21 protein-coding genes, 2 tRNA genes and 1 pseudogene are annotated in these 25,441 nt (G+C 61.1%); 13 read left to right on the top strand and 11 right to left on the bottom strand.

Annotation, left to right across the window (positions count from 1 at the left end):
- Positions 1–94: 94 nt before the first annotated feature.
- Positions 95–1,780 carry an ABC transporter substrate-binding protein gene (locus ACTG2B_RS15565; RefSeq protein ID WP_005362139.1) on the bottom strand — a complete coding sequence of 562 codons (1,686 nt, stop codon included), beginning with the start codon at positions 1,778–1,780 and terminating at the stop codon, positions 95–97.
- Positions 1,781–2,195: 415 nt separating this feature from the next.
- Positions 2,196–5,632: pseudogene (locus ACTG2B_RS15560) on the bottom strand (ATP-binding protein).
- Positions 5,633–5,881: 249 nt separating this feature from the next.
- Here ACTG2B_RS15560 and ACTG2B_RS15555 point away from each other — a divergent pair.
- A tRNA-Gly gene (locus tag ACTG2B_RS15555) sits at positions 5,882–5,957 on the top strand.
- 57 nt (positions 5,958–6,014) lie between these two features.
- Positions 6,015–6,088: transfer RNA gene (locus ACTG2B_RS15550), tRNA-Cys, on the top strand.
- Positions 6,089–6,136: 48 nt separating this feature from the next.
- Here the strand turns inward: ACTG2B_RS15550 and ACTG2B_RS15545 are convergent.
- Complete coding sequence (locus tag ACTG2B_RS15545) at positions 6,137–6,430, bottom strand: hypothetical protein (protein ID WP_005347702.1); 294 nt, start codon at positions 6,428–6,430, stop codon at positions 6,137–6,139.
- 212 nt (positions 6,431–6,642) lie between these two features.
- Between ACTG2B_RS15545 and ACTG2B_RS15540 the strand changes: the two genes are divergently transcribed.
- The 9 genes from ACTG2B_RS15540 to ACTG2B_RS15500 all read left to right on the top strand — a co-directional run bounded on the left by ACTG2B_RS15540 (position 6,643) and on the right by ACTG2B_RS15500 (position 13,876).
- A complete protein-coding gene (locus ACTG2B_RS15540) occupies positions 6,643–6,843 on the top strand; it encodes a YbfA family protein (RefSeq protein WP_005334863.1) in 201 nt (66 codons plus the stop codon).
- A gap of 433 nt (positions 6,844–7,276) precedes the next feature.
- Positions 7,277–7,540 carry a BufA1 family periplasmic bufferin-type metallophore gene (locus ACTG2B_RS15535; RefSeq protein WP_005334862.1) on the top strand — a complete coding sequence of 88 codons (264 nt, stop codon included), beginning with the start codon at positions 7,277–7,279 and terminating at the stop codon, positions 7,538–7,540.
- Between the two features lie 73 nt (positions 7,541–7,613).
- Positions 7,614–8,459 carry an MNIO family bufferin maturase gene (gene bufB / locus ACTG2B_RS15530; RefSeq protein WP_439996346.1) on the top strand — a complete coding sequence of 282 codons (846 nt, stop codon included), beginning with the start codon at positions 7,614–7,616 and terminating at the stop codon, positions 8,457–8,459.
- A complete protein-coding gene (locus ACTG2B_RS15525; RefSeq protein ID WP_439996344.1) occupies positions 8,452–9,204 on the top strand; it encodes an HvfC/BufC family peptide modification chaperone in 753 nt (250 codons plus the stop codon). Before bufB ends, ACTG2B_RS15525 begins: the two co-directional genes overlap by 8 nt.
- Positions 9,201–9,644, top strand: a complete 444-nt coding sequence (locus ACTG2B_RS15520; protein WP_439996342.1) for a DoxX family protein — start codon at positions 9,201–9,203, stop codon at positions 9,642–9,644. The genes ACTG2B_RS15525 and ACTG2B_RS15520 overlap by 4 nt, the downstream gene beginning before the upstream one ends.
- Positions 9,645–9,741: 97 nt before the next feature.
- Positions 9,742–10,224, top strand: a complete 483-nt coding sequence (locus ACTG2B_RS15515) for a GNAT family N-acetyltransferase (RefSeq protein ID WP_439996340.1) — start codon at positions 9,742–9,744, stop codon at positions 10,222–10,224.
- Between the two features lie 179 nt (positions 10,225–10,403).
- Positions 10,404–11,699, top strand: coding sequence for a methyl-accepting chemotaxis protein (locus tag ACTG2B_RS15510; protein ID WP_439996338.1), 1,296 nt, complete (start codon positions 10,404–10,406; stop codon positions 11,697–11,699).
- 161 nt (positions 11,700–11,860) lie between these two features.
- On the top strand, positions 11,861–12,415 hold the full coding sequence (locus ACTG2B_RS15505; protein WP_439996336.1) for a DUF3332 domain-containing protein: 555 nt from the start codon (positions 11,861–11,863) through the stop codon (positions 12,413–12,415).
- An 87-nt stretch (positions 12,416–12,502) separates the two neighbouring features.
- Complete coding sequence (locus tag ACTG2B_RS15500; protein WP_439996334.1) at positions 12,503–13,876, top strand: HD-GYP domain-containing protein; 1,374 nt, start codon at positions 12,503–12,505, stop codon at positions 13,874–13,876.
- Positions 13,877–13,953: 77 nt separating this feature from the next.
- Here ACTG2B_RS15500 and ACTG2B_RS15495 read toward each other — a convergent pair whose 3' ends face one another.
- The 6 genes from ACTG2B_RS15495 to ACTG2B_RS15470 form a co-directional block, all read right to left on the bottom strand.
- Complete coding sequence (locus ACTG2B_RS15495) at positions 13,954–15,012, bottom strand: FUSC family protein (protein WP_439996332.1); 1,059 nt, start codon at positions 15,010–15,012, stop codon at positions 13,954–13,956.
- Between the two features lie 62 nt (positions 15,013–15,074).
- Complete coding sequence (locus ACTG2B_RS15490; RefSeq protein ID WP_439996330.1) at positions 15,075–16,838, bottom strand: bifunctional molybdopterin-guanine dinucleotide biosynthesis adaptor protein MobB/molybdopterin molybdotransferase MoeA; 1,764 nt, start codon at positions 16,836–16,838, stop codon at positions 15,075–15,077.
- Positions 16,835–17,479, bottom strand: coding sequence for a molybdenum cofactor guanylyltransferase MobA (gene mobA, locus ACTG2B_RS15485; RefSeq protein ID WP_236316418.1), 645 nt, complete (start codon positions 17,477–17,479; stop codon positions 16,835–16,837). Before mobA ends, ACTG2B_RS15490 begins: the two co-directional genes overlap by 4 nt.
- On the bottom strand, positions 17,451–18,146 hold the full coding sequence (locus tag ACTG2B_RS15480) for an energy-coupling factor ABC transporter ATP-binding protein (protein WP_005362120.1): 696 nt from the start codon (positions 18,144–18,146) through the stop codon (positions 17,451–17,453). Before ACTG2B_RS15480 ends, mobA begins: the two co-directional genes overlap by 29 nt.
- A gap of 34 nt (positions 18,147–18,180) precedes the next feature.
- Positions 18,181–18,882 carry an ABC transporter permease gene (locus ACTG2B_RS15475; protein ID WP_005347674.1) on the bottom strand — a complete coding sequence of 234 codons (702 nt, stop codon included), beginning with the start codon at positions 18,880–18,882 and terminating at the stop codon, positions 18,181–18,183.
- A gap of 129 nt (positions 18,883–19,011) precedes the next feature.
- Complete coding sequence (locus ACTG2B_RS15470) at positions 19,012–19,854, bottom strand: substrate-binding domain-containing protein (protein WP_439996328.1); 843 nt, start codon at positions 19,852–19,854, stop codon at positions 19,012–19,014.
- 255 nt (positions 19,855–20,109) lie between these two features.
- On the opposite strand from ACTG2B_RS15470, the gene ACTG2B_RS15465 reads away from it, so the two are divergent.
- Together ACTG2B_RS15465 and ACTG2B_RS15460 are read left to right on the top strand one after the other, a co-directional pair.
- Positions 20,110–21,465, top strand: a complete 1,356-nt coding sequence (locus tag ACTG2B_RS15465; RefSeq protein ID WP_421269826.1) for a sigma-54-dependent transcriptional regulator — start codon at positions 20,110–20,112, stop codon at positions 21,463–21,465.
- A 25-nt stretch (positions 21,466–21,490) separates the two neighbouring features.
- Positions 21,491–23,593 (top strand): sensor histidine kinase, encoded by a 2,103-nt coding sequence (locus ACTG2B_RS15460; protein WP_439996326.1) that lies wholly within the window; start codon positions 21,491–21,493, stop codon positions 23,591–23,593.
- 80 nt (positions 23,594–23,673) lie between these two features.
- Here the strand turns inward: ACTG2B_RS15460 and ACTG2B_RS15455 are convergent, their stop codons facing one another.
- Complete coding sequence (locus ACTG2B_RS15455; RefSeq protein WP_439996945.1) at positions 23,674–24,540, bottom strand: substrate-binding domain-containing protein; 867 nt, start codon at positions 24,538–24,540, stop codon at positions 23,674–23,676.
- A 15-nt stretch (positions 24,541–24,555) separates the two neighbouring features.
- Positions 24,556–25,413: a formate dehydrogenase accessory sulfurtransferase FdhD gene (locus tag ACTG2B_RS15450; protein ID WP_439996324.1), complete on the bottom strand. Its 858-nt coding sequence runs from the start codon at positions 25,411–25,413 to the stop codon at positions 24,556–24,558.
- Positions 25,414–25,441: the final 28 nt, after the last annotated feature.

Here is a 25,441-nt window from a genome sequence, read left to right as displayed (position 1 = left end):
GCCCCGCGTCGGGTATAGCTACCCCAACCCCGGCAAAGCCGGGCAAGAAGGGGATTAACGGGGAAGATGGCCCCCCGCAGGGGGCCGGGATTGTTTAGCTGTTTGGCTTGAGGGACAACACGTGCAGCAGACGCTCAGGGGTGTCCGGGTGGAGCTGAGGTTTGGCTACCGGGTTATCAGCACTGAACCAGCCGTTGAAGCGCTTGGTGCTGTACTCGTACCAGGTCGGGTTGTTGAAGACCGGAATGATGGTCTGGTTGGCACCAACACGATCCTGGATGGCGAACATGATCTCCTTCTGCTTGGCCGCATCGGCGGTCTGGGTGAAGTCATCGATCAGCTTGTCGAGCTCGGGGTCCTTGTAACGGGGTGCGGCGAAGCGGTTGCCACGGTCACCCATGTTGCGGGAGTGGAACGCGGTCTCGAAGTACTTGTGCGGGTTGGCACCGGCAAAGTAACCCTGCAGGGCGACATCGAAGTCACCGGTGATCAGGTTCTCGGTCCAGACGGTCGCTTCCGGGGTGGCGGTCTTGGCGTTCAGGCCCAGCGCCTGCAGCCCTTCTACACCAATCTGAACTGTGTTGACCCAGTCGGTCCAGCCGTTCGGTACCAGTACCTTGAACTCGATCTTTTTGCAGCTCGGGGTGTCGAGGAACTTGTCGCCGTCACAATCCTTGTAGCCTGCCTCTTTCAGCAGGGCCTTGGCCCCTTCCAGATCGAACTTGTTGTACTTGCCGTACTTCTTGTCCACTTCCGGGTTGTTCCAGGAGTCAAAGGCTTTGCCCAGACCTGACGGGTACTCGTTGACGGTGGGGTAGCCGTAGCCCGCGATATCCACCATGGACTGGCGGTCCATCGCCATGGAGAAGGCGCGGCGGAAGTTGATGTCGTTGAAGGCTTCGTTATTGCCCGGGTTCTTGGTCTGGAAGTTGACGTTGAACGCCACGGTACCGGAGGCCGGGAACCAGTATTTGTTGTTCTTCGGATCGTTGCCGACGTAGAGGCGCTCGATATCCGGCACGAAGGAGCCGAACCAGTCGATGTCACCCTTCATGACAGCCGCCAGCACCTGGTCGTTGGTGGCCATCTGCGGCATACGCAGACAGTCGATAGCGAGGTTGGCGTTATCCCAGTAGTGCGGGTTGCGGCACTGGGTATAGAGCTGGGCGGAGAAGTTGTCCACTTCGGTGAAGGGGCCAGTACCAACCGGCTTGTCGTTGGTGAAGGCAACCGGATCTTTCACCGATTTCCACTGATGCTCCGGCACGATAGGTACCAGCACCAGATCGTTCACCACGTTGGTGTTGACCTCGGTCAGGTCGAATTTGACCTTGTTGGGGGCCAGCTTCTCGACGCTCTTGATCTGGGTCCAGATTGAGCGCTCATCCAGCGCCTTGTTGGCCTTGACCAGATTGAAGGAGAAGATGATGTCATCGGCATCAAAGGCTTCGCCGTCAGACCACTTCACGCCGTCACGCAGATCGAAGGTGACGGATTTCAGGTCATCGCTGAACGCATAGTTGGTGGCCAGACGATAGACGGGTTTGCCCCCTTGCATATCGTTGAAGATCACCAGCGGTTCATAGATGAAGTGACGGGTGGTGTGCAGCAAGCCCGCTTGCAGGAAGGGGTTGAAGTTCTTGACCCAGGCGGTTTCCTGCTGTGCGACCATGGTCAGCACGGTTTTGTTTTCTGCGGCCATGGCGTTACCGGCGGCACCGGCAAGCATCATGGTTCCCAGCATTACAGCGGTAGAGATTTTGGATACTTTGGCAAGCATATGTTTTCCTTTCTTATTTTTTGGCATTCCCGAGGGTTCGCCTTGTTTTGTGTGAGCACCGGTTTCGCATGCTGATGAAATCGGCCCTCTGTGTTGGTCAGGTGTCTAACCTTTGTCGTTCTGTTTTCCAACGCCCTAAGCAAACCAGAATTAACAGGAAAACAACAACTATTGATTTCGTTGTTTTCGTAAAAATTGACGGTGTTACGTCAATCTCGTCAAAATGCTTTTTTATCTGTTTAGAATCATTGGTTTGCGTTATTTGCTCTCGCGTAGAAAGTGGCTGTGAAAATGGCGTATATGACAAATTTGTGAATTGGATCTGCTCTCGGTTTCGGGGTCGGGCGGGGCTTTGTTTTGCATAAAAAGAAACCAGATTGCCAATTGTGATCCGGCGCCCGTTTAGGGCGCCGTGTCACGGCTTGCGGTTGGCGAGTTGACGCAGGGTCTGGGCGCTGTGCTGCAACTGCTGGCGCTGGTGGTCATTGAGCGGGCAGTGGCCCAGCACATACTCGGTGGTGGCCACGACCGTCTTCCAGCGTGGCGACTTGGGCAGGGTGTCCAGACTCAGGTATTTGTCGAGGGTGCGGGTCTGCGGGCTGGATCTGTCCATATAGACGCGCCACAGCTTGCTCTTCTCCGCCAGCACGATTTTGCCCTTGCCGGTCCCCTGCTGCCAGGCATCCAGGGTGAGCTGCATGGTCTCTACCAGCGCCCGGCGCAGCGGCTCGTCATCCTGCTGGCGAATGAGGTCGTCGGCCAGCGAACGGAACTCGCCACCCAGGCGGCTCAGCTCGCCCAGCAGCTGTTCATCTTCGATGATGGCTTGCCGCGAGAGGTTCTTGAGGGCGTTCTCCAGCGCCATTACCCGGTTCTCATCCTGACGCAGCTCGGTACTCAGAGTGAGGGCGAAAGCGGCCTGTCCTCCGAGCGCGATGGGCAGGGCACGGGCGTTGAGCACATCTTTTTGCCCGGCCACCAGAAACTCCAGATTGTGTTCCCGCTCGCTGGCAAGGTCGGGCCACTGCTGTTGCAGCGGGGTGGCGAGCCACTCATTGAGGGGCTGCCCCTCCATGGCTTCCGGCTCCTGTCCCAGCAGGCGCGCCAGCACCCGGGAGGCAAACAGCACTGTGCCCTGCTCGTCGATAAGATCATGGGGTCTGCCCCTTCACCGAGCAGGGCCAGCAGGCGCTGCTGATCCTGATGCAGTCGATCCTGCAGGGTGAGGCGATGTTCGATCTCCTGCTTCAATAGCCGGTTCTCTACCAGCGAGGCGCGTCCGGCCTTGGCTTCCAGCAGCGCCTTGACCCGGGCAAACAGCTCCTCCTTGCAGAAGGGTTTGACCAGATAGTCGTTGGCTCCGGCTCCAAAGCCCTCCTCGATATCCTTGGGTTGGTTAAGGGCGGTGAGCAGCAGCACCGGCAGCATATCTTTCGGGTGCTGCTGGCGCAGGCGGCGGCAGACGTCAAAACCGGAGAGGGTCGGCATCATCACATCGAGCAGGATGAGGTCCACCGGCTCCTCGGCCAGCTTGGCCAGCGCATCGTGACCGTCACTGCTGGGCAGGATGCGGTAGCCGCAGGGCTGCAGCAGATGGCGCAGGATGTGCAGGTTGATGGGCTCGTCATCCACCACCAGAATGAGCGGTGCATCCTCGGGGGGAGGGGGCAGATCGTCGCTCTCCCAGTCCGGCAGGATCAGCGGTTGCTGGCGCACCAGCTGATGCTCGATCTGGCGACTGTCGAGAGTCAGATTGGCCGCTTTGCCGGTGGCAAGGGGCAGGGTAAAGGCGAAGGTAGAGCCAACGCTCGGCTCACTCTCGACGAACAGCTCGCCCCCCATCAGGTGCACCAGCTGGCGGGTGATGGAGAGGCCAAGGCCGGCCCCCTGCTTGCTTACCTCCGGGCTCATCTGCACCAGTGGCTCGAAGATGTGTTCCAGATGATCGGGGGCGATGCCGATGCCGGTATCCGTGACCTTGATGCGCAGGAAGTTGTTCTCGACGATGGCACTGAGCACCACCTTGCCCTGCGGCGTGTACTTGATGGCGTTACCCACCAGGTTGTAGAGCACCTGTTCGAGCCGCTGCTCGTCGGCCAGCACCGGCGGCAGTTCGGCCGGGCTGATATCCACCAGAGTAAGGGGTTTGGCCTGCACCAGATGCTGGCAGAGATCCAGCACCAGCCGGATAACCCCCTTGGATGAGACGGGCTGGGAGTGGATCTCCAGCTGGCCGTAGCGCATCTGGTGGTAGTCCAGCAGATCGTCCACCAGACGGGCCAGGCCGTCGGCGCTCTTGATGATGAGGCCGAGCTGCTTTTGCTGCCCTTCGGTCAAATCCTGCTGACTGGCGAGCATGGACTCGGCCATCCCCTTGATGCCGTGAATGGGGGTGCGCAGCTCGTGGGAGGTGTTGGCCAGCAGTTCATCCTTGAGCTTGTCCGCCTGCTGCAGGCTGAGGTTCTGCTTGTGGGTCAGCTTGACCTGCTGTTGCAGCTCCTGGGTCTGCTGTTCGATCAGTTCGATCTTGTCCTTCACCGAGCGCTGCATATGGCGAAACGCTTCGGCCAGCCGGTCGATATCATCGCCGGTGCGCTCGATGGCGATGGGGTGATCCAGCGCGCCGTCGGCCACCTGCTCGGCTGCTTCGGTGAGAGAGCGCAGCGGCGCCGTGATGGAGTGGGATAGCCAGCGGGAGAAGAGGATCAGCAGCAGCACCGAGCCGGCACCCAGCACAATCACCAGAGTTTCCAGCTGGCGGATCGGGGCATAGGCTTCCCGGGTGGAGATCTCGGCGATAAAGGCCCACTCGGTATCGAACACCTTCACCTGGGTGTAGGCGGCCAGCACCTCGTCATCCTGATAGGAGTGGAACAGCCCGACTCCCTGCTCGCCGGAGAGCGTCTTGGTGATGAGGGGCGTTTGCAGCGGCCGGAAATTGGGGCTGAAGCTGTTCTCGACGCTGAACTCCGGTGCCAGCCAGGCATCGGCGCGCATCCGCTTGTCGGGGCCGATCAGGATGGTCTCGCCGGTCTCGCCCAGCCCCTCCCGCTCCGCCATGATCTGGTTGAGCTTGTCCGGCAGCAGCTCGAAAATCACCACCCCGCGCACATAGTCGTACTGCATCACGGGGGCTGCCATGTAGGCGACCACCTGCCCGGTCAGCTCGTTGCGGCCAAAATCAGTGAACTCGAAGATCTGCTGTGGTTTCTGGCCACCATCGAGGCGGCGTTTGATCTTGGCGAAGGTCTGGCCCAAGCCACTGCCCTGATAGGGGCCGGAGAGCAGATTGGTGGCAAAGTTAGGGTGCTTGGTGACCGAATAGACCACATCACCGTTGAGGTCCACCAGAAAGATGTCGCTGTAGTTGGACTTGCGCACCATGTCGGCATAGCCGCGATGAAAGCGCTGGTGCACCCGGCCATACATCTCGTCGGCGAGGATAAGCGCCGTGATGGAGGGTTCGATCTCCACCTGACTGTCCGGTTTGCGCAGTTGATCCCAGGAGCCGGGCAGATAGCGGGCCTGGGCGCGGCTGCGGGCCTCCTGCGGTGTGGTGCCCAACTTCTCGAAGGCGCCGGTAAAGCCATAGAAACGGCCGATACTGTTGCCGGCAAAATCCTGTTGGGAGAAGTTGATGATCTGCTTTTTGAGGTTGTTGAAGTAATCCTCGAGCTGACTCTTCTTGATATTACGAACGGAGACCAGATGGTTGGAGGTCTGGGTGGTGAGATCCTTGCCGTGGCTGTATAGGAAGAAGAGGGTGATGACCAAAAAGGGCACCATGCCCAACATGAAAAAAGCCAGCATTAACTGCGGCCTGAGCCCACGAAGCGTGAAGATCCATTTCATCTTGTGATTTTCAATTGAGAATCCGGTTATTAAGCCGCTCAAGTCTCGAACGAAAGCGTAATCATTTCAACGACTTTATCCCAAATTCGCTTGGTGGGTCACAGCTGGCTGGAGAAAAATTCAGCAAGGCGTTTAAACCCTGAGCAAACAGTCTGCATCAGGGCTTAAATTGCGAAAAAGGGGTTGTGCTGGCGCTCGTGGTACGTATAATGCGCCTCGTTGTCAGGCAACTGGCACGAAAGCAATAACGCGGGAATAGCTCAGTTGGTAGAGCACGACCTTGCCAAGGTCGGGGTCGCGAGTTCGAGTCTCGTTTCCCGCTCCAATTTTCCATCGCACCAACGATGGAACTCACTTTCAAGACAATCAGTCTTGTCAGCATGGCGCGTTAGCAAAGCGGTTATGCAGCGGATTGCAAATCCGTTTAGTCCGGTTCGACTCCGGAACGTGCCTCCATATTTTCTCTGTTTATCTCAATCATCACTCTTCGAGTCTGAGCTTTGGTCAGTATCCTTGCTGTACCAGTAACTGTTCGCAGCCAGCCTGTTTCCACTCGCGCTCGAGATAGTGGCTCACATCCGCCATGTTTTGCCCCCGATATTGAAACTGCACCTCGGCGCTGTGCTGGTTGAGATCCGCAATCCGTTGCTTCAGTGTGCCGCATTGCCACAGGCTGACGGTGGGCACGCCCCGTTCGGCCAGCACGATGGCATCTTCCCGATTCAGTTGCCACTCCTCCAGTTGTGCCCGTGTCAGGGCAACCATCAGCACCAGCAGTGCCACTTCCGGCAGTTTCATGCGTGTCTCCCTACTGCATGTTTTTCCCCTGATAACTGTGGCAAAGCGCACGATTTTCGCAAGTTTGTTAACTGTTGGTTAATGACGTAACCTGTTTTCAGTATTTCCCATTTTTCACCATTTTTTTATAAAAAAATGCGTTGGTGATGTAGTAATCCTACATGGAGTGGGGTAATCTTTGTTCAGTGGTCTTACCAGTAAGGAGTTACATCATGTTTCATCCCTTTTCCCTGACTCAGATTATTCTTCGTCGCATTTATGTATTGCTGGTGGGCATTCTGGCTTTCCCCGTGATGCTGTTTCGCAGCGATCGTGCCCGCTTCTACAGCTATCTGCACCGTATCTGGAACAAAACCAGCACCAAACCGGTGTGGCTCAAAATGAGCGAGCGTGGCGAGCGGATCTTCTACTAAACCCCATTCGCACCATGTGCAAAAAGAGACGGCCAAAGCTGTCTCTTTTTTTATCTGCTTGCCGCAACTCCTGGCTCCCCCCCCCCCCGCTTGTTGATTTCTTGTTTCTTTAAAGTTGCATCCAGCCCTGCCTGTTGGCGGGGATTTTTTATGTCTGACATATCTCTTTTGATGGAAGCAGTGAAGAAGATTAACGGGATGAAAGCATCAAACGGCACTCTTTTTTGTTCATAAAATGGTGGTCGGCAAGAAATTTTCAATGATGAAATAGCTGTTTTAAATCAATGCGTTGATCGTTTTCCTTCGGGTTGTTCAACTCTTTTTTGTGTTTTTTTGAAAGGGAATATCCCGTTTGCCGGTTCTATTGCAGGTACCCGGTTGCGACAAATCGGGGATATCAGCAACATCCAACGACATCAAAAGGAACATGAACATGAATGTTAAAAAAAGCACTGCTATCGCCTCCGCCATGACCGGTCTGCTGGCGCTTGGCGCCCAATTTATCGCGGCACCAGCCATGGCTGCCGATGAAAAGGAGAAGTGCTACGGCGTGGTCAAGGCCAGCAAAAATGACTGTGCGACCAAGAGCAGCTCCTGCGCCGGTACTGCCAAGGAAGATGCTCAGGGTGATGCCTTTGTGGTGATGCCCAAAGGGCTGTGCGAGAAGCTGGTCGGCGGTTCGCTGCAACCCAAGTAAGAGACATCGGGCAGGGGGGATGGCCAACGGGCCGCCCCTGCATCTTCTCTGGTTGGCGAAAGCGAGTCTTGCGATGAACCCTTTGATTGGCATCGGATTACGCACTCCCCATTACGATGAGATCCGGCAAACCCTGCCGGCAGTCGGTTGGCTGGAGGTGCACAGTGAAAATTACTTCGAACGGCACAGCCAGGGTTTTCAGGTGCTCGCCGAACTGGCGCAACACTACCCCGTCAGTCTTCACGGCGTTGGCATGTCCCTCGGTTCTGCCGACCCGCTCGATCCGCACCATCTGCAGCAGTTGTCGACACTGGTAGCGGCGATCAAACCGGTACGGATCTCCGAACATCTCAGCTGGGGCAGCATTGGCGGGCGCTATTTCAACGATCTGCTGCCGGTGCCCTATACCCGCGCCTCCCTGCGCAACATGAGCGACAAGATCCAGCAGGTACAACAGACTCTGGGTTGCCGCATGCTGATTGAAAATCCCTCCTCCTATCTGCAACAGGCCGGGGAGATGAGCGAGTGGGAATTTCTGGCCGAGCTGCAGCAGCGCAGCGAGTGCGGCATCCTGCTCGACCTCAACAATCTCTATGTCAGTGCCTTCAATCACGGTTTCTCTTGCGATGAGTATCTGGCGGCGATCGATCTCGCCACCGTCGGGGAGATCCATCTGGCCGGTTATACCGAGAAACAGCTGCCGGAAGGCTCCCTCTATATCGATACCCACAGCGCCCCTGTGGTGGAGCCGGTCTGGGAACTCTATCGCCAGATCTGCCGCAAGCAGGCCATTCCCACCCTGATTGAGTGGGACCTCGAGATCCCGCCGCTACCGGTCTTGCTGGCAGAGGCGGCGCAGGCCAGTGCCATTCTGGATGAGGCGTGCATGAGTGCGCCACGGGAGGTAGCCCATGGCTGAACTGGCACAGCTGCAACAGCACTTTGCCGATGGTCTGCTGGGGGCGTATGACGCCATTGCCCCTCACATCAGCTCCCGACTCTTTTCTGCCGAATCTGTGCTGCAGGTCTATCGCAACCACTTCATCCTGAGCCTTGGCGAGGTGCTGGCGAGCAGTTATCCCGCCGTCAAGGCTATGGTCGGGGATGACTTTTTTGCAGCGGCGGCCCGTGGCTTCGTATTGGCCGAGCCGCTCAGGGAAGGGAGCGTCATGCAATATGGCGCCGGATTTGGCCAATGGTTGGCCCGCTTGCCGACTACAACCGGACTGCCCTGGCTGGAGGAGCTGGCTCAGTTCGAATGGCAGCTTGAGCGTGCCAGTCTGCTGCCGCTGGAATCACGCTGCTGGCCAGCCGAGCGTCTGGCCGCATTATCGCCGCAACAATGGGAGCGGCTGCGGCTGTTGCCAGCCACGGATCTGCTGCTGGTTGCCAGCGATTATCCGGTACTGGCCCTGTGGCAGATGGCGCTGCACTGTGGTGAAGTGGTGGACGCGCTTGATGCCCCCGTCTGGCTGGCATTGAAGAAACAGCCGGATTGCCGGGTTGCCCCCTTGCCCCTGACGGCGGGTGAGTGGGCGCTGCTACAGGGATGTCTCGCTGGTACGGCGCTGGTCGATCTGCTGGCGGCCGACCCTGCGGCCAGTGAACATCTCACTCGCCTGATAACCCTTGGTCTGCTGGTGGATATGGAGGTAATGCCATGATGGCAAACAAATGGCTGGCGCTGGCCAGCTCGAGTGGTGATTTGCCGCGCTGGAGCAGTGCCGGTGTGCTGTTGTTGGCGCGGCTTTGGGTCGCCTCGGTTTTTATCACTTCAGGCTGGCTCAAGCTGACGGCGTGGGATTCCACCCTCTATCTGTTTGAATCCGAGTATCAGGTGCCCCTGCTGCCCTGGTTGTGGGCTGCTTATCTGGGTACGGCGACCGAGCTGCTGTTGCCGCTCTTCCTGCTGGCGGGGCTTTTTACTCGCCCGGCCGCCTTGCTGCTGTTTGGCTTCAATATCATGGCGGTGATCTCCTACCCGACCCTCTGGGCGGGCGGCTTTTACGATCACCAGTTGTGGGGCTGGATGCTGCTGACCCTGACCATCTGGGGCAGCGGTGTGCTGAGCCTGGATCACTGGCTGACACGTCGAAACCATTGATTTAACAGTGATTTTCCCAATCACAAAGAGCGCCACAAGGCGCTCTTTGTCATAATGACGGCCGGCGAAATTTCCCATGAGAGAAAAGGAGCAGCCAATGATTATTCGTCAGGCAAGGGCCGCAGATATTCCCGCAATGGTGGCGCTGCGCATGGAGCTGTTTTGTGAGGTCGGTGAGCTGGTGACGCCGCAGGCAGACCCGGCCTTGTGGCAGGCCGCCCTTGACTACTTTACCCGGGCGATGAGTGAAGAGAGTGCTTTATCCTGGCTGGCTGAGGCCGATACGCAGGAGGGCGGCAAACAGATCGTGGCGGCAGGGACGCTGGCATTGTTTGAACGGCCACCCTATCCCGGCAATCTGGCGGGGATGGAGGGGTATCTGCTCAATATGTATACGCGGCCGCAATGGCGCCAGCAGGGGATCGCCACGGCGCTGCTCGATGCCATAACGGCCTTCGCCAGCACGCGTCAGCTGGGCAAGGTGTGGCTCCATGCCAGCGAGCAGGGGCGCCCTCTCTATGAGCGGATCGGCTTTGTCGCCAATCCGGCCTATCTGGAGTGGCAACCGGCGGTGGAATAAGGGTTGCAGCTCTGCATGAGTGGCGTTTGGTCGGTGAATTTGATTTACAGCAATAAATATGGCGTCAGATGGGATCGCGGCAAAGCCGCCAACTATGCTGATGGAGCACGCCACCATTATCTTATTGATCCACTGTGTGGTTTGGCCATGGTGGGTGCCAGTTTGGAGGATACGTTTCGATGTTCAATAGCAAACTGAAAGCCGAGTTGCAGCAGTGCCAGGATCAACTTCTGGAACAGCAGGGATTTTTTGACGCAGTGCACGGCAGCGTGGCGACCATCACCTTTACGCCGGATGGCACTGTGCTGGCCGCCAATGATCTCTTTCTCAACGTGGTGGGCTTCAGTGCGCCCGAGGTTATCGGCCAGCATCACCGTATCTTTTGCGACAAGCTCTATGCCCAGAGCAGCGACTATCAGCAGTTTTGGGCGGATCTGAAGCAGGGGCGTTCCCGCACCGGGGTATTCCAGCGCTTCAACAAACGGGGCGAGGCGATCTGGCTGGAAGCGACCTATTTTCCGGTCAAGTTGCGGGGCGTGGTGACCAAGGTGATCAAGATCGCGGCCGATATTACCGAGCACCACCTGCAACTGCTCAGCCAGCAGGCGGTGGTGACGGCGCTGGATCGGTCGCTGGCGGTCATCGAGTTCACCCCCGGTGGGGAGGTGATTGCTGCCAACGGCAATTTCCTCCATACCATGGGCTATACCCTGGCGCAGGTGCAGGGCAAGCATCACCGTATCTTCTGCGACGATCAGTTCTATCGAGACCAGCCTCACTTCTGGGATGAGCTGGGCCGTGGTCAGTTCAAGTCCGGTCTCTTTTGTCGTCAGAACAGTCACGGTAGCAAGGTGTGGCTGGAGGCAACCTACAACCCGATCCTGGATGACAACCGCCGGGTGGTGAAGGTGATCAAGTTCGCAAGCGATATTACCGAGCGGATCAACAAGAGCGATGCGGTGCGGGAAGCGGCCATGCTGGCCCACGATGCGGCCCGGGAGACCCTGAACTGCGCCGAGCGCGGCGCGGGTCTGCTCTCCTCGGTGGTCGATACCTCCAACCTGATTGCCAGCCAGTTGACTCACAGTATCGGTCTTATCAACCAGCTCAACGAGCAGTCGCGCAGCATCGAGGCGATTGTCTCCACCATCAGCAGCATCGCCGACCAGACCAATCTGCTGGCCCTTAACGCGGCCATCGAAGCAGCCCGGGCCGGGGATCAGGGTCGTGGGTTTGCGGTGGTGGCCGACGAGGTTCGCCAGCTGGCGGCCCGCACGTCTCTCTCTACCGACGAGATTGCCAAGGTGGTACAGAACAACCGGGAGCTGACCGCCAAGGTCACCTCCGAGATGTCTGACGTCGCCAGCAGCGCCGAGCTGGGCAAGCAGCAGGTGGGCGAGGTGAATGAGGTGATGAGCGACATCCGCCGGGAGGCGAACAACGTCTCCAGCACCGTCTCTGATCTGGCGATTTGAACCCCCTGACTTCCTACCATGCCGGGGCATTGACTTATATTTGAGCAGTCAGTGCCCCAATCTGAACCCCTCCTGTATCGTCCCGCCATTGTGAATTGTCCTCTTCTGGCCCCTTGATTAGGCTTGCCGCCTCATTTATTTCAGAGCAGGAACAGAACACGATGGCATTACAACAGAAGGGGCGGGCAATGGCCCTGCTGGTTATGGTCGCGAGCATGGGGCTGGGCGGCTGTATGGGGCAGATGGGGCTTTCCGGCATGGTCACCAAGGGCAACCTGAGCGTGGTGGATAACCGCTACGCTCGTGCCGGGGTCTTTATGCTGCTCTCCCCTGTCTACGGTCTGGCCGCGACCGCTGACTTGTTTGTGTTCAATACCATCGAGTTCTGGTCTGGCAAGAACCCCATCACCGGTAAATCTCCGGCTGTGGTGGACATGAAGGCCAATCCGGTGATCAAGGTGAACCAGCATCTGGATCCGGCCCTCAAGAAGGTGCCGCTGGCCATGCTGCCACAAGGGGTGCGCGAGGTGGAGATCAGCTACCCGGACGAGCATACCGCCCAGATGGAAGTGCACTATCTGGATGGCCGCCGCAGCATGATGCGTGGCGAGAAGCGTGGCGAGCTGATGGATATCTACTTCGATGGCCGCTTTGTCTCTACCCTGAGCCGTGCAGAGCTGGAAGTGCGGGCTAATCAGGGCAAGGCTGCTGCCTAAATTCAACTGAATCCAGATCGATCCAGCTTCAGATGGGGTATACCTAATCTGCTGGCAAAATCGCCATGATGTCTAAGGGAGTAGACTATGACGGTGAATGGATTGCGATTGGCGGAGTTGATTGGTTCTCTCAGTCATGCGCTCGACATGACTGAGGGGCAACCAAGAGGACACTGCATCCGCTGCTGCTGGATAGGTTCCCGTCTGGGGGAGCGGCTGGGACTGGACGCCCGGCTGCGCCATGATCTCTACTACACGCTCCTGCTCAAGGATCTTGGGTGCAGCAGCAATGCTGCCCGCATCTGCGAGCTCTATCTCACCGACGATCTTCACTTCAAACGCGATTTCAAACTGGTGGATGGCTCCCTCTCCGAGGTAGTCAACTTCGTGCTGGGCCATACCGGCCTGCAGGCGGATCTGCTGGGACGTTTTCGCAGCCTGTTTCATATCTTTCGCAACGGCGACCAGATTGCCAACGAACTGATCCAGACCCGCTGTCATCGGGGGGCGGATATTGCTCGCCAGCTGCGTTTCAGTGACGAGGTGGCCGATGGCATCCTCTCCCTTGATGAACACTGGAATGGCAAAGGTCGGCCCCTGCAACTGGCTGGCGAGGCGATCCCGCTCTTCTCGCGCATTGCCCTGCTCTGTCAGGTGGTGGATGTGTTTCACGCAGCCGCAGGCCCGGATGCGGCGCTCAAGGAGCTGCGCGAGCGCAGCGGCAGCTGGTTTGATCCGGCACTGGTTCGGGAATTTGAAGCGCTGGCCGACGAGGAGTTCTGGCAAGGACTGGCCGATCCACGACTGACCGAGTGGGTCCTGGTCCACCCGGCCGGGCGGGGGGAGGTGGCGCTGGATGAGGATTATCTGGACGAAATCGCGGCGGCCTTCGGGCAGGTGGTGGACTCCAAAAGTCCCTACACCGCGGGTCACAGCGGCAGGGTGGCGCTCTATACCGACATTCTTGCCACCCAGATGGGGTTGTCCGAGTCGCGTCGACGCTGGCTCAAGCGGGGCGCCTTGCTCCATGATGTGGGCAAGCTCGGGGTGAGCAACGCCATTCTCGACAAGCCGGGCAAACTCGATGCGCAGGAGTGGGCGGCGGTGCAGATGCATGCCGCCTACACCGAGGAGATCCTGAGCCGTATCGGCGCCTTCGAGGAGCTGGCACAAGTGGCGGGCGCCCACCATGAGCGGCTCGATGGCAAGGGCTACCCCAAGGGGCTGAAGGGGAACGAGATTACCCTTGAGACGCGCATCATCACCACAGCCGACATCTTCGATGCCATCACCGCCAAGCGCCCCTATCGCGACGCCATCCCTGTGCCGCAGGCGTTGGAGATGATGGCGGAGAATCTGGGCACCGCGATAGACCCCGACTGTTTTGCCGCCCTGCAGGAGGGTATTCAGGATTTCTCCCTCTACCTCACCACCGAGCAGCCGCTGGCCAATGCCAGTTAAGATTTGCAGCCTTCATGGCCCAAGTGGCCAGTCAGACAGCAAAACGCCCCGCAACAGCGGGGCGTTTTGCATTGGGTCTAGTCGGGCTGCTTGCGATGGGGCGGAGTGAGGATCAGCCCCAGCAGGCGGCGCAGGTGGGTGAGCTGCTCGGTCAGCTGGACGTTGAGCCAGAGGTAACCATTGATGGCCGCCTCTGCGTTGGGCGGCAGCGATACCCGGGTCGCCACCTCGTGCAGGCGGGCGATGGCGGCATCGGCCCCGCGACCATCGCCGGTTTGCATCATCAGGGCAAGCTGGTTGATCGCCTCCTCGGTGGCCAGATGGCAGGCTTGCAGCGCAGCCGTGCTCTGCATCAGGAAGTGGCTCTCCCGATCGTTCCAGTAGGTGTTGGCCAGCATCTCAAGAATGCAGAGGGTGTTGCGCATGGTGACCTGCACTGCATCAAACAGGGCGATGCTGTGGCGTGTCTCCTTGGCCGCCGGGGCCAGCAGGGCCCGCAGTTTGCCGGTCTGTGCCAGCAACTGGGAGAGATTGTGCTTGAGGCGCGGGCGCTCCAGCACATTGGGGGAGAGGTGGGTGTGATAGAGCCGCCCCGACTGCTGCAGGATCTGGTGCAACTGCAGCCGCCAGTGGCTGTAGGCCCGCTGGGGATAGATGCTGCAAAAGAGCAGCGCCAGCAGGGAGCCCAGTATCACGTCGGCACTGCGCCACAGCGCCGTCTCTATGTCCCCTGGCATGGCCCCCATGGTGACTCCCAGCGTGATGCCGATCAGCAGCCCCACATAGGGGCGCTTGCCGAGGGCCAGATAGCCGCAGAGGAACATGATGCACCCGCACCAGATCAGGGTCAGCGGTAGCGAGTAGATCTCGAGATAAAGCGCCACCACCCCGCAACTGGCGCCGAAGATGGTGCCCACCACCCGCTGCAGGGCGCGGGAGAGCACATTGCCCCAAAACGAGATGGGGCCCATCACCACCACCAAGGTTATCAGCGGCCAGGTGCTCTCCGGCAGTTTCAGCTCGCGGGTCAGCAGAAAGGTGAGCATAAAGGCGAGCGCAATGCGCAGGCCATGGACGATCCGGTAGCGGCCATAGACCAGCAGATCGAGTCGGGAGAGGGGGGCATCAAGACGCACGGTCTGCCTCCTGTCAGGTGGGTGACGGGGCGACGTGCATCCGGCCGACGCCCCGTCGGGATTTAGGCCAGTCGTCCCTGCAGGGGATGGATCCAGACTCGCTCGCCAATGGCGATCCCGGGTTGGTCCGGTACGATTTCGATCAGACAGTTGGCATCGGCCATGGAGCTGAGAATACCCGAGCCCTGTGGCCCTGTGGTGCGCACCCGCAGCTGGCCGTTGCGGTCCTGATGGAAGATGCCGCGCAGAAACTCGGTGCGCCCCGGGCGGCTTTTCATCTTCTCGTCTGCCAGTGCCGAGAGGCGCAGCGGCTGCCACCGCTTGCCTTGCAAGCGGGCGATGGCGGGCTCGACAAATTGCAGCACGCAGATCATCGCCGCTACCGGATTGCCCGGCAGGCCGAAGAAGGGGGTCTGCCCCAGCTTGCCAAAGGCGAGCGGGCGGCCCGGGCGCATCTGGATGCGCCAGAAATCGATCTGGCCGAGCTCCGCCAGCACCAGCTTGATAAAGTCGGCGTTGCCCACCGAGACCCCACCCGAGCTCAGCACCAGATCGGCGCTGGCGGCGGCCTGCTCCAGCTGCTGGCGCAGAATGGTTTTGTCATCGGGAATGATGCCAAGGTCCATCACCTCGCAACCGGCGGCGCGGATAAGGGCCATCAGGGTGAAGCGATTGCTGTCGAAGATATGGCCGGGGGCGAGCTGCTCGCCCGGGGCCTGCACCTCGTCACCGGTACTGAACAGCGCCACTTTCAGCGGGGTGCGCACAGTGAGACTGGCTTGACCGAGTGATGCCGCCAGCCCCAGCTGGGGGGCGCCAAGCCAGGTACCGGCCGGGATGGCGACCGCCCCCTTGGCGAGATCTTCCCCGGCGAGGCGCACATTCTGCCCTGCGCGGATCGGGGCGGTGACCGTGACCCACTCACCTTCAATCAGCGTCTCTTCCCGCATCACCACGGTATCGACACCGGGGGGCAGCGGGGCGCCGGTCATGATCTGCACCGCCTGACCGGCCAGCACAGGCTCGTGGCGCTGCTGGCCTGCCAGCACTTCCCCCACCAGTTGCCAGCGACCGGCGGCGAGATCGTCGCTGCGAAGGCCAATGCCGTCCATCGCCGAGTTGGCATGGGGCGGCACATTGATGGGGCTGATCAGATTGGCGGCCAGCACGGCGCCGTGGCATTGGGCCAGCGGTTTATCTATGCAGGCGTTGCTCGGGGTGAGGGCCGCCAGAATGGCATTGCGGGCCGCCTCGACTGAGAGAAAGCCCTTGCCCGCCTCAGGCTCCTTGCTCTGGCAGCCGTCAAGCCAGCGGCAGACGAAGTCGGCGATAGCCGCCAGATCGTTGATATCGAGGCGGGGCAGGCTTGTCTGCTGTTGTTCGCCACTCTGTTGGGGCTGATCGTTGGCCAGCGCGATAATGTCGCCGTCTTCGGGGAAGAGCAGCGGCTTGCCAATCTCGGCGCGGTGCAGCTCGATTTTCGGGAAGTGTTCGTGCTTGAACCCCTCGACCAGCAGCAGATCGAGCTCTGTTTGATCGAAGCTGGCCAGCAGCTGGCGAAAATCAGCTTCGGCCAGTTCCGTCTCAATGATACGAGCATGACGACGACGGGAGGCGACCATCATCTGCTGGGCACCCGCCTTGCGCAGGCGATAGCTGTCTTTGCCCGGCTGGTCGATATCAAAGTCGTGGTGGGCGTGCTTGAGCACCCCGATGCGCAGGCCGCGATCCACCAGCAGGGGGATCAACTGCTCCAGCAAGGTGGTCTTGCCGGTGCCGCTCCAGGCGGCGAAGCCGAGCAGGGGAAGGGTGGGGGCCGGGGTCATGAGGTGACTCCTTGTTGGGGGGCGATAGCCGGGGCGAGCAGACGGGCCTCGTAGGCGGCCAGCTCGGCAGGGCTATTGAGATTGATAAAGGCATCCGGCTGATCGGCAAAGCTCACCACCGCCATATTGTGGCGGGCAAACCAGATATCGATTTTGCGCTCCCCCTCTGCCAGTGCGGCGGTGAGGGAGGGGAGCAGGGATTTGTGCAGCAGGGCCACCACGGGTTGCAGCCAGTCGCCATCGTGGGCTACCACCAGCTCGGTATCCGGGGTCAGGGCGGTGCGAAAGCGGCTCATCAGATCCAGCGGTAGGGCGGGGCCATCGCAGGGGACAAACAGCACCCAGTCGTGACGGGCGGCGGCAAGACCTGCCTGCATGCCCGCCAGCGGGCCGAGATAGTCGTTGTTGTCATCGCTGATGACCGGGGCCAGCGCCTGATAGCGGGCCTGACTGCGGTTGGCGTTGATCAGCACCTCATCCACCTGGGGGCGCAGGCGCGCCAAAACGTGGTCGATCAGGGGGCGTCCCGCCAGTGCTACCCATCCCTTGTCTTCGCCCCCCATGCGGGTGGCGCGGCCTCCTGCCAGGATCACTGCTGATACGGCAACGGGATCAGAGTGGCTGTCGCTTTTTGAAGTCATGTCGCTCGATGATTTTTAAAGGGGTCGTCTCTTGCAGCTGGCCACGGGCGAGGGTCCATTGCCGCTCGCACAGGTCGGTCAGGGCATTGCTCTGGTGGCTAATGACGACCAGGCCGCTGCCATGTTCCCGCAGATCTTGCGCCAATGCGGCCATCAGGGCAACCGAATGTGTGTCCAGATTGGCGGTGGGCTCATCCATCAGCAGAAAGGCAGGTTGCAGCGCCCAGGCGCGTGCCATCGCTAGCCGTTGCCGTTCGCCACCGGACAAAATGCTGATGTGCTCCCGTGCCAGCCCCTCCAGCTCGACCCGGCGCAGCGCCTCGAACACCCGGATCTCGCTGCCGAGCTGTTTATCGAGCGCCCAGGCCACGTTGTCGTGCACCGTGCGATCGAACAGATAGGGGGTCTGGTGCAGATAGGTGACCCGGCCCGGCCCCAGGTCCCGCTTGAGCAACCGGTTGAGCCGCTGTTGCCAGCGCCCCGGCAGATTGGTGTGGCCGCGGGTGGGTGCCAGCAGTCCTGCCAGGATTTTGAGCAGAGTGGTCTTGCCCACCCCGTTGGCTCCATGCAGCCAGATGGCATCCCCCGGTGCGATGGCGAGCCGGTCAATCTCGAACAGCTGGCGCTCGCCAAAGCGCATCGTCAGCTGGTGGGCGGTCAGGGCCATGGGGTACTCCTGTTGATACGCAGTGGGGGCATGGTCAGTTCTTCAGATAGCTGTGGCCGCGACATGCCGTCAGCAGCAGGTTGAGCAAGAGGGCCAGGGTGAGCAGCACTATGCCGAGCGCCACCCCCTGGGTGAAGGCCCCTTTCTGGGTCTCCAGCGCGATGGCGGTGGGGATATTGCGGGTAAAGTGCAGGATATTGCCCCCCACCATCATGGAGCAGCCCACCTCGGTGACGATGCGGCTGAAGGCGCCGATGATGGCGGCCAGCAGGCCAAAGCGGCACTCGTGCATCAGGCCGATCAGCGCCTTGGGCCAGGAGACCCCCAGGGTCAGGGCGGTCTCCCAGGCACGCCGGTCACTCTGGACAAACGCCGCGTGAGCCATGGTGGCGATCACCGGGAAGGCGATCAGCATCTGCCCCACCACCATCGCCTGCTGGGTAAAGAGCAGCTTCCAGTCGCCAAAAGGGCCGGCCCGCGACAGCAGCATATAGAGCAAGAGGCCAATCACCACGGTCGGCACCGATTGCAGGGTATTGATGCAGGAGAGCCAGAGCCAGCGGCCGGGCAGCGGCAGATAGGCCAGGGCAAAGCCCAGCAGCAAGGCGGGCAGCAGCACCAGCAGCAGGGCGATGCAGGAGACGGAGAAGGAGACCCCCACCACCTGCCACAGTTCGGTGTCACCACTGAACAGCAGGGCGAGGGCAGCCAACGTAGTATCGAGCAGAGTCGGCATCAGACCTCTCTCTCATCGTGCAGGGCGAGGGCCGTCAATACGGTAGTGTCGAGCAGGGTCGGCATCAGGCGCCTCCCACAGCGAACCGGGGGAGGGCCCTCAAGGTCATCGCAGGGGTCAGGGTTGCCATTATTTCCCGTTGGCATCCGCCACAAACAGCGCCTGACCCGCCACCTTGAAGTCGCCGATCAACTTCTGGCCATGCTCGGAGATCAGCCAGTTTTTCAGGGTGCGCGCCCCTTCGGTGTTGAGATCCGGGTAGCGCTTGGGGTTGACCAGGATCACCTGATAGGGGTTGAACAGGCGCTTGTCACCCTCCAGCAGCACGGCGAGATCCAGCTTGCTCTGGTAGGCGAGCCAGGTGCCGCGGTCGGTCAGGGTGTAGGCACCGAGCTCCGAGGCCATGGTCAGGGTCGGGCCCATCCCCTGACCGATGGATTTGTAACCGGCAAACTCGGGTTTGACGTCAGCGGCTTGCCACAGGGTCTTCTCCTTGATGTGGGTACCGGACTCGTCACCGCGGGAGATAAAGATCTGGCCCTGCTCCTTGATGGCTTGCAGCCCCTTGGCCGCGTCATGCAGCTTGGCCAGACCCGCCGGGTCTTTGGCCGGGCCGACGATGACGAAGTCGTTGTACATCAGGTGCACCGGCTCGATGCCAAAGCCTGCGTCGACGAACTTCTTCTCGGCAGAGGGGGCGTGGGTCATCACCAGATCCGCGTCGCCATTCTCGCCCATCTTCAGGCTCTGGCCGGTACCGGCCGCCATCACCTGCACCGGATAACCGGTCTCCTTGGTGAACTGGGGCAGCAGCCAGCCCAGCAGACCGGACTGCTCGGTGCTGGTGGTGGTGGCGAGGCGGATCGGCGCTTTTGTGGCATTAGTATCCGTTTCGGCGTGGGCCGCACCGGCGATCAGCAGGCTGGCGGCGAGGGAGAGGGCAAAACGTTTGAGGCTGGTTTTTATCGTCATCTTGATGCAACTTTTTTCAGGGTGGATGAGGAGAGGGCAAGAGTAAGCAAGCAGGGTGCCAAACTGTTCCTTTGCCGCTGCATTCACGGTTTGCCGTTTAAAAACAGAAGCTTATTCAAATCAATTAGGTGAGCTTGTTATCGCTTTTAATAATTGGTGTTGGTGCTTTTGATTCGGTAAGGACAAAATGTCCCACTAAGGTTCCGGTTATCGGGACATTCACCGACCGTACGTGCATCCGAGGTACTTTTTTCCATGACACTCCCTCCCAGCCGCTGGTCTGCCCTCTCCCTGCTTATCGTTGACGATGAGCCCGGCATGCGCAGCTTTCTGGCCAAGGCGCTGGCCAAGCGTTTTGCCCAGATTGAGACTGCCGCCAGCGTGGAGGAGGCGGAAGCCCTGCGCTGCCGCCTTCACTTCGACCTTATCATCGCCGACATCCGGCTGCCGGGGCGCTCCGGCATCGAGTGGCACGAGGCCATCGACCCCGCTACCCGTCGCAGCGACATCATCTTCATGACCGGTTTTGGCGATATGGAGACCGCCCTCAAGGCGCTGCGCCTCGGCGCCAGCGACTTTATCCTCAAGCCCTTCAACCTCGATCAGATGGTGCAGGCGGTTGACAGAGTCATCGAGCGCCGCCAGATGGAGCGGGAGAACCTGCTGCTGCGCCGGGAGGTGAGCAAGCTGTTCCCGCCCACCCTGATTGGCGACAGTGCCAAGACCCGCGAGCTCAAGACGCTCATCGCCAGAGTGGCCCCCTCCAACGCCGCCGTACTGGTGGAGGGGGAGTCCGGTACCGGCAAGGAGCTGGTGGCCCGCGCCCTGCATCAACTCTCCGGCCGGATGGGGGCCTTTGTGCCCCTCAACTGCGCTTCCATCGCGCCGGAGCTGCTGGAAAGCGAGCTGTTCGGCCATGTGCAGGGGGCCTTTACCGGCGCCCGCAAGGGGCGTGACGGCCTGTTCCGGGTCGCCCATCAGGGCACCCTGTTTCTCGACGAGATCGGCGAGATGCCGCTCGCCATGCAGGCCTCGTTGCTGCGGGCGCTGGAGCAGAAGGCCATCCGCCCGGTGGGGGCCGAGCGCGAATTGGCGGTGGATGTGCGCATCGTCGCTGCCACCAACCGCAACCTCAAGGCCGAGGTGGAGGCGGGCCGCTTTCGCGAAGATCTCTTCTATCGCCTCAACGTGGTGGCGCTGCCGGTGGCGCCGCTGCGGGATCGGATCGACGATATTCCCGCGCTGGTTCACCACTTCACCCGCCAGCTCACCGCCGAGATGGGGATGGGCTCCTTGAGCTGGACCCACGAGGATGTGGTGGCGATGCAGGCTTATCCCTGGCCCGGCAACGTGCGGGAGCTGCGCAACCTTATCGAGCGCTGCCTGCTGCTGGGCAAGCCCCCGGCGGATTACTGGCAGAGCAGCAAGCCCGCCGAACCGGGGGCGAGCGAGGAGGGCTATCCGCTGGCGTGGCCGCTGGCGGAGGTAGAAAAAGCCCACATCCTGCAAGTGGTGGCGAGCCATGATGGCAACAAGTCGGCCGCCTCCCGGGTGCTCGGGGTGGCGCGCAAGACGCTGGATCGCAAATTCAAGGAGTGGGCCATCGAATGAGGAAGGCTGATCGGATGGGGTGGCGATGAAACTGACCCTGCTCTCCCGCTGCATGCGCGCCCTGTTGCCCCGTTGCGTGCGCACCAAGGTGCGCTGGCGCCTGCTGCTGCTCACCTCGGTACCCATCATGCTCACTCTGGTGGGCATGATCGCGCTCACCCTCTACTGGACCCTCACCTACAGCTGGCAGAACCTGCTCACCACGGTACGCAGCGATCTCGGGGTGGCCCACCACGCCATCACTGTGCAGCAGCAGCGCCAGACCGAGCATCTCGAGCATCTGCGCGATGCCTGGGCCTTTCAGCTACGGCTGCGGGAATCGCCGGATCAGCTGCATGACTGGGTGATGCCGCTGGCGGCCAACTATGGTCTCGATTTTCTGCGCTTGCGCCGTGGCCCCGAGCTGGATCAGCTGACGGCGCAGGAGCGTGCCGCCCTCACGGCCGGACGCAGCGTCAGCCACTTCGTGGTCTGGTCGCAGCAGGAGATGCTCACCCTCTCCCCGCAACTGGCCAAGCGGGCCGTGCTGTGGCAGCGGGATGGCACCAGGGTGGTGGAGGACAGGGGACTGATCAGCCTGTCACTGACCCCGGTGATGGGCCGCGACGGCTCCCTTTGGGCCGTGCTGGAGGGGGGCGAGCTTGTCAACGGCAGCACCCGGCTGGTGGATGAGCTCAAGGGGCAGGTGTTTGCCAAAAACACCCTGCCGGATGGCAGTGTTGGCACCGTCACCCTGTTTCTCGACGATCTGCGGGTGAGCACCAACGTGCCGGTCAGCAGCAGCCGTCAGGTGGGTCGGGCGGTGGGCACCCGGGTCTCGCCGCCGGTGCGCGAACAGGTACTGGGGCGGGGGGAGATGTGGGTTGACCGCGCCTTCGTCCACGACGCCTGGTATGTCTCGGGCTACGAGCCGCTGCTGGGAGCCAGGGGCGAGCGGCTCGGCATGCTCTATGTGGGCTTTCTCGAGTGGCCCATTATCCGCACCTACCTCACCAATCTGGTGGAGCTGGGCTCCGGCGTAGTGCTGCTGTTGCTGCTCTCCGGCCTGCTGGTCTATCGCGGCGCGCGGGATCTCTTCTCCCCCATCGAGCGGATGCACAAGGTGGTGCGGCAGGTGCAGGCCGGGGAGTCCGCTCGCATCGGCCCGCTGGCCCTCGACCCTGACCACGAGCTGGCCCAACTCGGTCGCCAGTTTGACGCCATGCTGGACAGGCAAGAAGCGCACCAGCAGCAGATGGCTCGCAGCGCCGACGAGCTGGAGCAGAAGGTGGCCGAGCGTACCCAAAGCCTCGAGCTCAAGACTGCCGAGCTGGAAGATCATATCCATATGCTGACCGAGGCGCGCCAGCAGCTGCTGATCAGCGAGAAGCTGGCGGCCCTTGGCGAGCTTTCGGCCGGGGTGGCCCATGAGATCAACAACCCGCTAGCGGTGATCCTCGGCAATGTGGAGCTGATGAAGCTGGAGCTGGGGGAGGCGGCCGAGCCGGTCAGCGAGGAGCTGGCGCTGGTGCTGGCCCAGATCGAGCGCATTCGTGCCATCACCCGCAGCCTGCTGCAATATTCGCGCCCCGGCGACTACGAGACGGCGCCGGTGTGGCAGCACCTCAACCCCATCATCGAGGAGAGCCTGACCCTGGTGCGCTCCGCCCTGCGTCAGCAGCAGGTGGAGCTGGTGGCCGATCTCAAGGCCCAGCAGCCCATAGAGGCGGATCGCCAGCAGCTGTTGCAAGTGCTGATCAACCTCCTGGTCAACGCCAGCCACGCGCTGGGGGAGCAGGGGGAGATCCGGGTCGAGAGCCGCGACTGGGTCGATGAACTGGGTCAGCTGCGCGGGGCCGAGGTGCGGGTGATCGACAACGGTAGCGGCATTGAGGCGGCCATTATCGACAAGATCTTCGACCCCTTCTTCACCACCCGCGCTACCGGCACCGGTCTGGGGCTGGCCCTGAGCCACCGCATTATCAGTCGCTGGGGTGGGGAGCTGTTGGTGGACTCCACCCCGGGGCAGGGGAGCTGCTTTACCGTGCGGCTGCGCAGCCACGCCCTGCTGCCAAGCGGCAGTGAGCCTGCGAAACTGGAAGGGTGGCGCATCGCCCTCAATGCCGAGGGGCGTGAGACAGGCGATTGATCCCGTTATAAAAAGGCCCGTGATAAAAACAGCCCGTCAACATGGTTGGCGGGCTGTTTTGTCTGTGGGTGAGTGGTTCTTTACTGCGGGCTCCACACCAGCTTGCCGCTCTGGGTCAGGTCATAGCCGCCGAGGCGGGCCGCCAGCTCGCGCCCCTCGGGGGATTGCAGCCAGCCGATCAGCTGTTGCAGCAGGGTGCGAAAGAAGACCCCCTGCGGCATCACCAGATCGAAGCACTCCTGCGACAGCGGCATAAAGCCGAGGCCAAACTCGGTGGCGGTGCTCTGGGCGCCGGGCCCGACATCCGCATCGCCACGGCTGATGGCGGCGGCCAGCTCCCGCTCGCTGTTGACCTCGAGGGTGCGCTCCAGCCGGGTCAGCGACTCCCCTTGGGTTTGCAGCCACTCCTGCAGGGCGCGCTGGCTGCCAGCCCCCTTCTGACGCATGGCCCAGCGCCAGTCGAGCGCCTCTTTCGCCTCCTTGGGTTGCAACCCCTGGCGCAGCACCAGCCCCTGCACCCGCCTGAATCCATGAACGATCACCCATTGCCGGTGGCCCTGATACTGCTGCACCAGCGCCGGGTGGCGCAGGTGCGCCTCCTCGGCCTGCCCCCAGTGGATGGCGCAGAGATCCACATGGCCGCGCGCCAGCATCGCCAGCCCCTGACGGGTGCCGCACGGGGTGTAGCCCACCAGTGCCTGGGTGCCGAGCTGCTGTGCCAAGCGGCTGCTGGCGTAGTGGAGCAGCACATCGTCCGAGCCTGCCAGCAGCAGCCGGTCGTTCATCACCCCCTCGTGGCAGCTGCCGAGCAGCCAGCGGTCGAGCAGGGAGCGGGGAAACAGCCACTTGCCGGTCGCCTTGGTGGCGGGGATGCGCGCCTCGTTGGCGAGCTGGTAGACCTTCTTCTCGTTGAGATCGAGGTATTCCGCCACCTGCTTGACGTTCATAAATTCGTTCATTGCTTAGTCCCGCATCCCGCGACCGGCTGAACCGGGCGCCAGCACCGGCGGCTTCTCGTCCAGCACGATATGGTCGTGACCGCTAAAGACCTCGAAGTGGCGCCCCTTGGCGCGGGCAATCATGGTGATGCCGAGCTGGCGGGCGAGATCCAGCCCCATCTGGGTGACGCCGGAGCGCGACAGCAGCACCGGAATGCCCATCTGCGCCACCTTGATCACCATCTCCGAGGTGAGCCGCCCGGTGGTGTAGAAGATCTTGTCGTGGCCAGCCTCGCCACTCATCCAGAGCTCGCCCGCCAGAGTATCCACCGCATTGTGGCGCCCCACATCCTCGACAAAGGAGAGGATCTCCGCGCCGCGACAGATGGCGCAGCCATGGACGGCACCGGCCATCTTGTAGGTTTCGTTATGGGCCGACAGCGCCTTGAGCAGGGCGTAGAGGGTGCTCTGTTTAAGCTCAGGCGCCGCCAAGACCACCCCTTCGAGCTTCTTCATCACGCTGCCATACATGGTGCCCTGACCGCAGCCGGAGGTGACCGTCTTCTTCTCCAGCGACTTGTCGAGATCGGCGGCCTGCTGACTGCTTACCACGGCGGCGGCCTCGCTCTCCCAGTCGACAATCACCGATTCGATGGCCGAGATATCCTCGATAAAGCCCTGATTTTTCAGATAACCCAGCACCAGCGCCTCGGGGCGGGCTCCCAGCGTCATCAGGGTTACGATTTCCTTCCAGTTGAGGTAGACCGTCAGTGGCCGCTCACAGGCGATTTGGCGGGTGTTCATTGTGCCCTGTTCATCCATCACCTCGACGGCCATGGTGAGCTGGGCTGCTGCATTGCTTTTGATAAAGGTCGGTGTCATGGGCCCCTCGCGACCGGTTGCCGGGATC

The organism is Aeromonas sp. 30P (assembly GCF_051919805.1).
In the GTDB taxonomy this organism is placed as follows: Bacteria; Pseudomonadota; Gammaproteobacteria; order Enterobacterales; family Aeromonadaceae; genus Aeromonas; species Aeromonas veronii.
This window is presented reverse-complemented; position numbering and strand designations above follow the sequence as displayed.

Coding starts and splice junctions, on each gene's coding strand:
- ACTG2B_RS15490 (WP_439996330.1), bottom strand. CDS start 16,838: ATGACCCCGGCCCCCACCCTTCCCCTGCTCGGCTTCGCCGCCTGGAGC.
- ACTG2B_RS15515 (WP_439996340.1), top strand. CDS start 9,742: ATGATTATTCGTCAGGCAAGGGCCGCAGATATTCCCGCAATGGTGGCG.
- ACTG2B_RS15525 (WP_439996344.1), top strand. CDS start 8,452: ATGGCTGAACTGGCACAGCTGCAACAGCACTTTGCCGATGGTCTGCTG.
- mobA (WP_236316418.1), bottom strand. CDS start 17,479: ATGACTTCAAAAAGCGACAGCCACTCTGATCCCGTTGCCGTATCAGCA.
- ACTG2B_RS15500 (WP_439996334.1), top strand. CDS start 12,503: ATGACGGTGAATGGATTGCGATTGGCGGAGTTGATTGGTTCTCTCAGT.
- ACTG2B_RS15505 (WP_439996336.1), top strand. CDS start 11,861: ATGGCATTACAACAGAAGGGGCGGGCAATGGCCCTGCTGGTTATGGTC.
- bufB (WP_439996346.1), top strand. CDS start 7,614: ATGAACCCTTTGATTGGCATCGGATTACGCACTCCCCATTACGATGAG.
- ACTG2B_RS15460 (WP_439996326.1), top strand. CDS start 21,491: ATGAAACTGACCCTGCTCTCCCGCTGCATGCGCGCCCTGTTGCCCCGT.
- ACTG2B_RS15535 (WP_005334862.1), top strand. CDS start 7,277: ATGAATGTTAAAAAAAGCACTGCTATCGCCTCCGCCATGACCGGTCTG.
- ACTG2B_RS15475 (WP_005347674.1), bottom strand. CDS start 18,882: ATGCCGACTCTGCTCGATACTACGTTGGCTGCCCTCGCCCTGCTGTTC.
- ACTG2B_RS15520 (WP_439996342.1), top strand. CDS start 9,201: ATGATGGCAAACAAATGGCTGGCGCTGGCCAGCTCGAGTGGTGATTTG.
- ACTG2B_RS15565 (WP_005362139.1), bottom strand. CDS start 1,780: ATGCTTGCCAAAGTATCCAAAATCTCTACCGCTGTAATGCTGGGAACC.
- ACTG2B_RS15455 (WP_439996945.1), bottom strand. CDS start 24,540: ATGAACGTCAAGCAGGTGGCGGAATACCTCGATCTCAACGAGAAGAAG.
- ACTG2B_RS15465 (WP_421269826.1), top strand. CDS start 20,110: ATGACACTCCCTCCCAGCCGCTGGTCTGCCCTCTCCCTGCTTATCGTT.
- ACTG2B_RS15545 (WP_005347702.1), bottom strand. CDS start 6,430: ATGAAACTGCCGGAAGTGGCACTGCTGGTGCTGATGGTTGCCCTGACA.
- ACTG2B_RS15470 (WP_439996328.1), bottom strand. CDS start 19,854: ATGACGATAAAAACCAGCCTCAAACGTTTTGCCCTCTCCCTCGCCGCC.
- ACTG2B_RS15540 (WP_005334863.1), top strand. CDS start 6,643: ATGTTTCATCCCTTTTCCCTGACTCAGATTATTCTTCGTCGCATTTAT.
- ACTG2B_RS15480 (WP_005362120.1), bottom strand. CDS start 18,146: ATGGCCCTGACCGCCCACCAGCTGACGATGCGCTTTGGCGAGCGCCAG.
- ACTG2B_RS15510 (WP_439996338.1), top strand. CDS start 10,404: ATGTTCAATAGCAAACTGAAAGCCGAGTTGCAGCAGTGCCAGGATCAA.
- ACTG2B_RS15450 (WP_439996324.1), bottom strand. CDS start 25,413: ATGACACCGACCTTTATCAAAAGCAATGCAGCAGCCCAGCTCACCATG.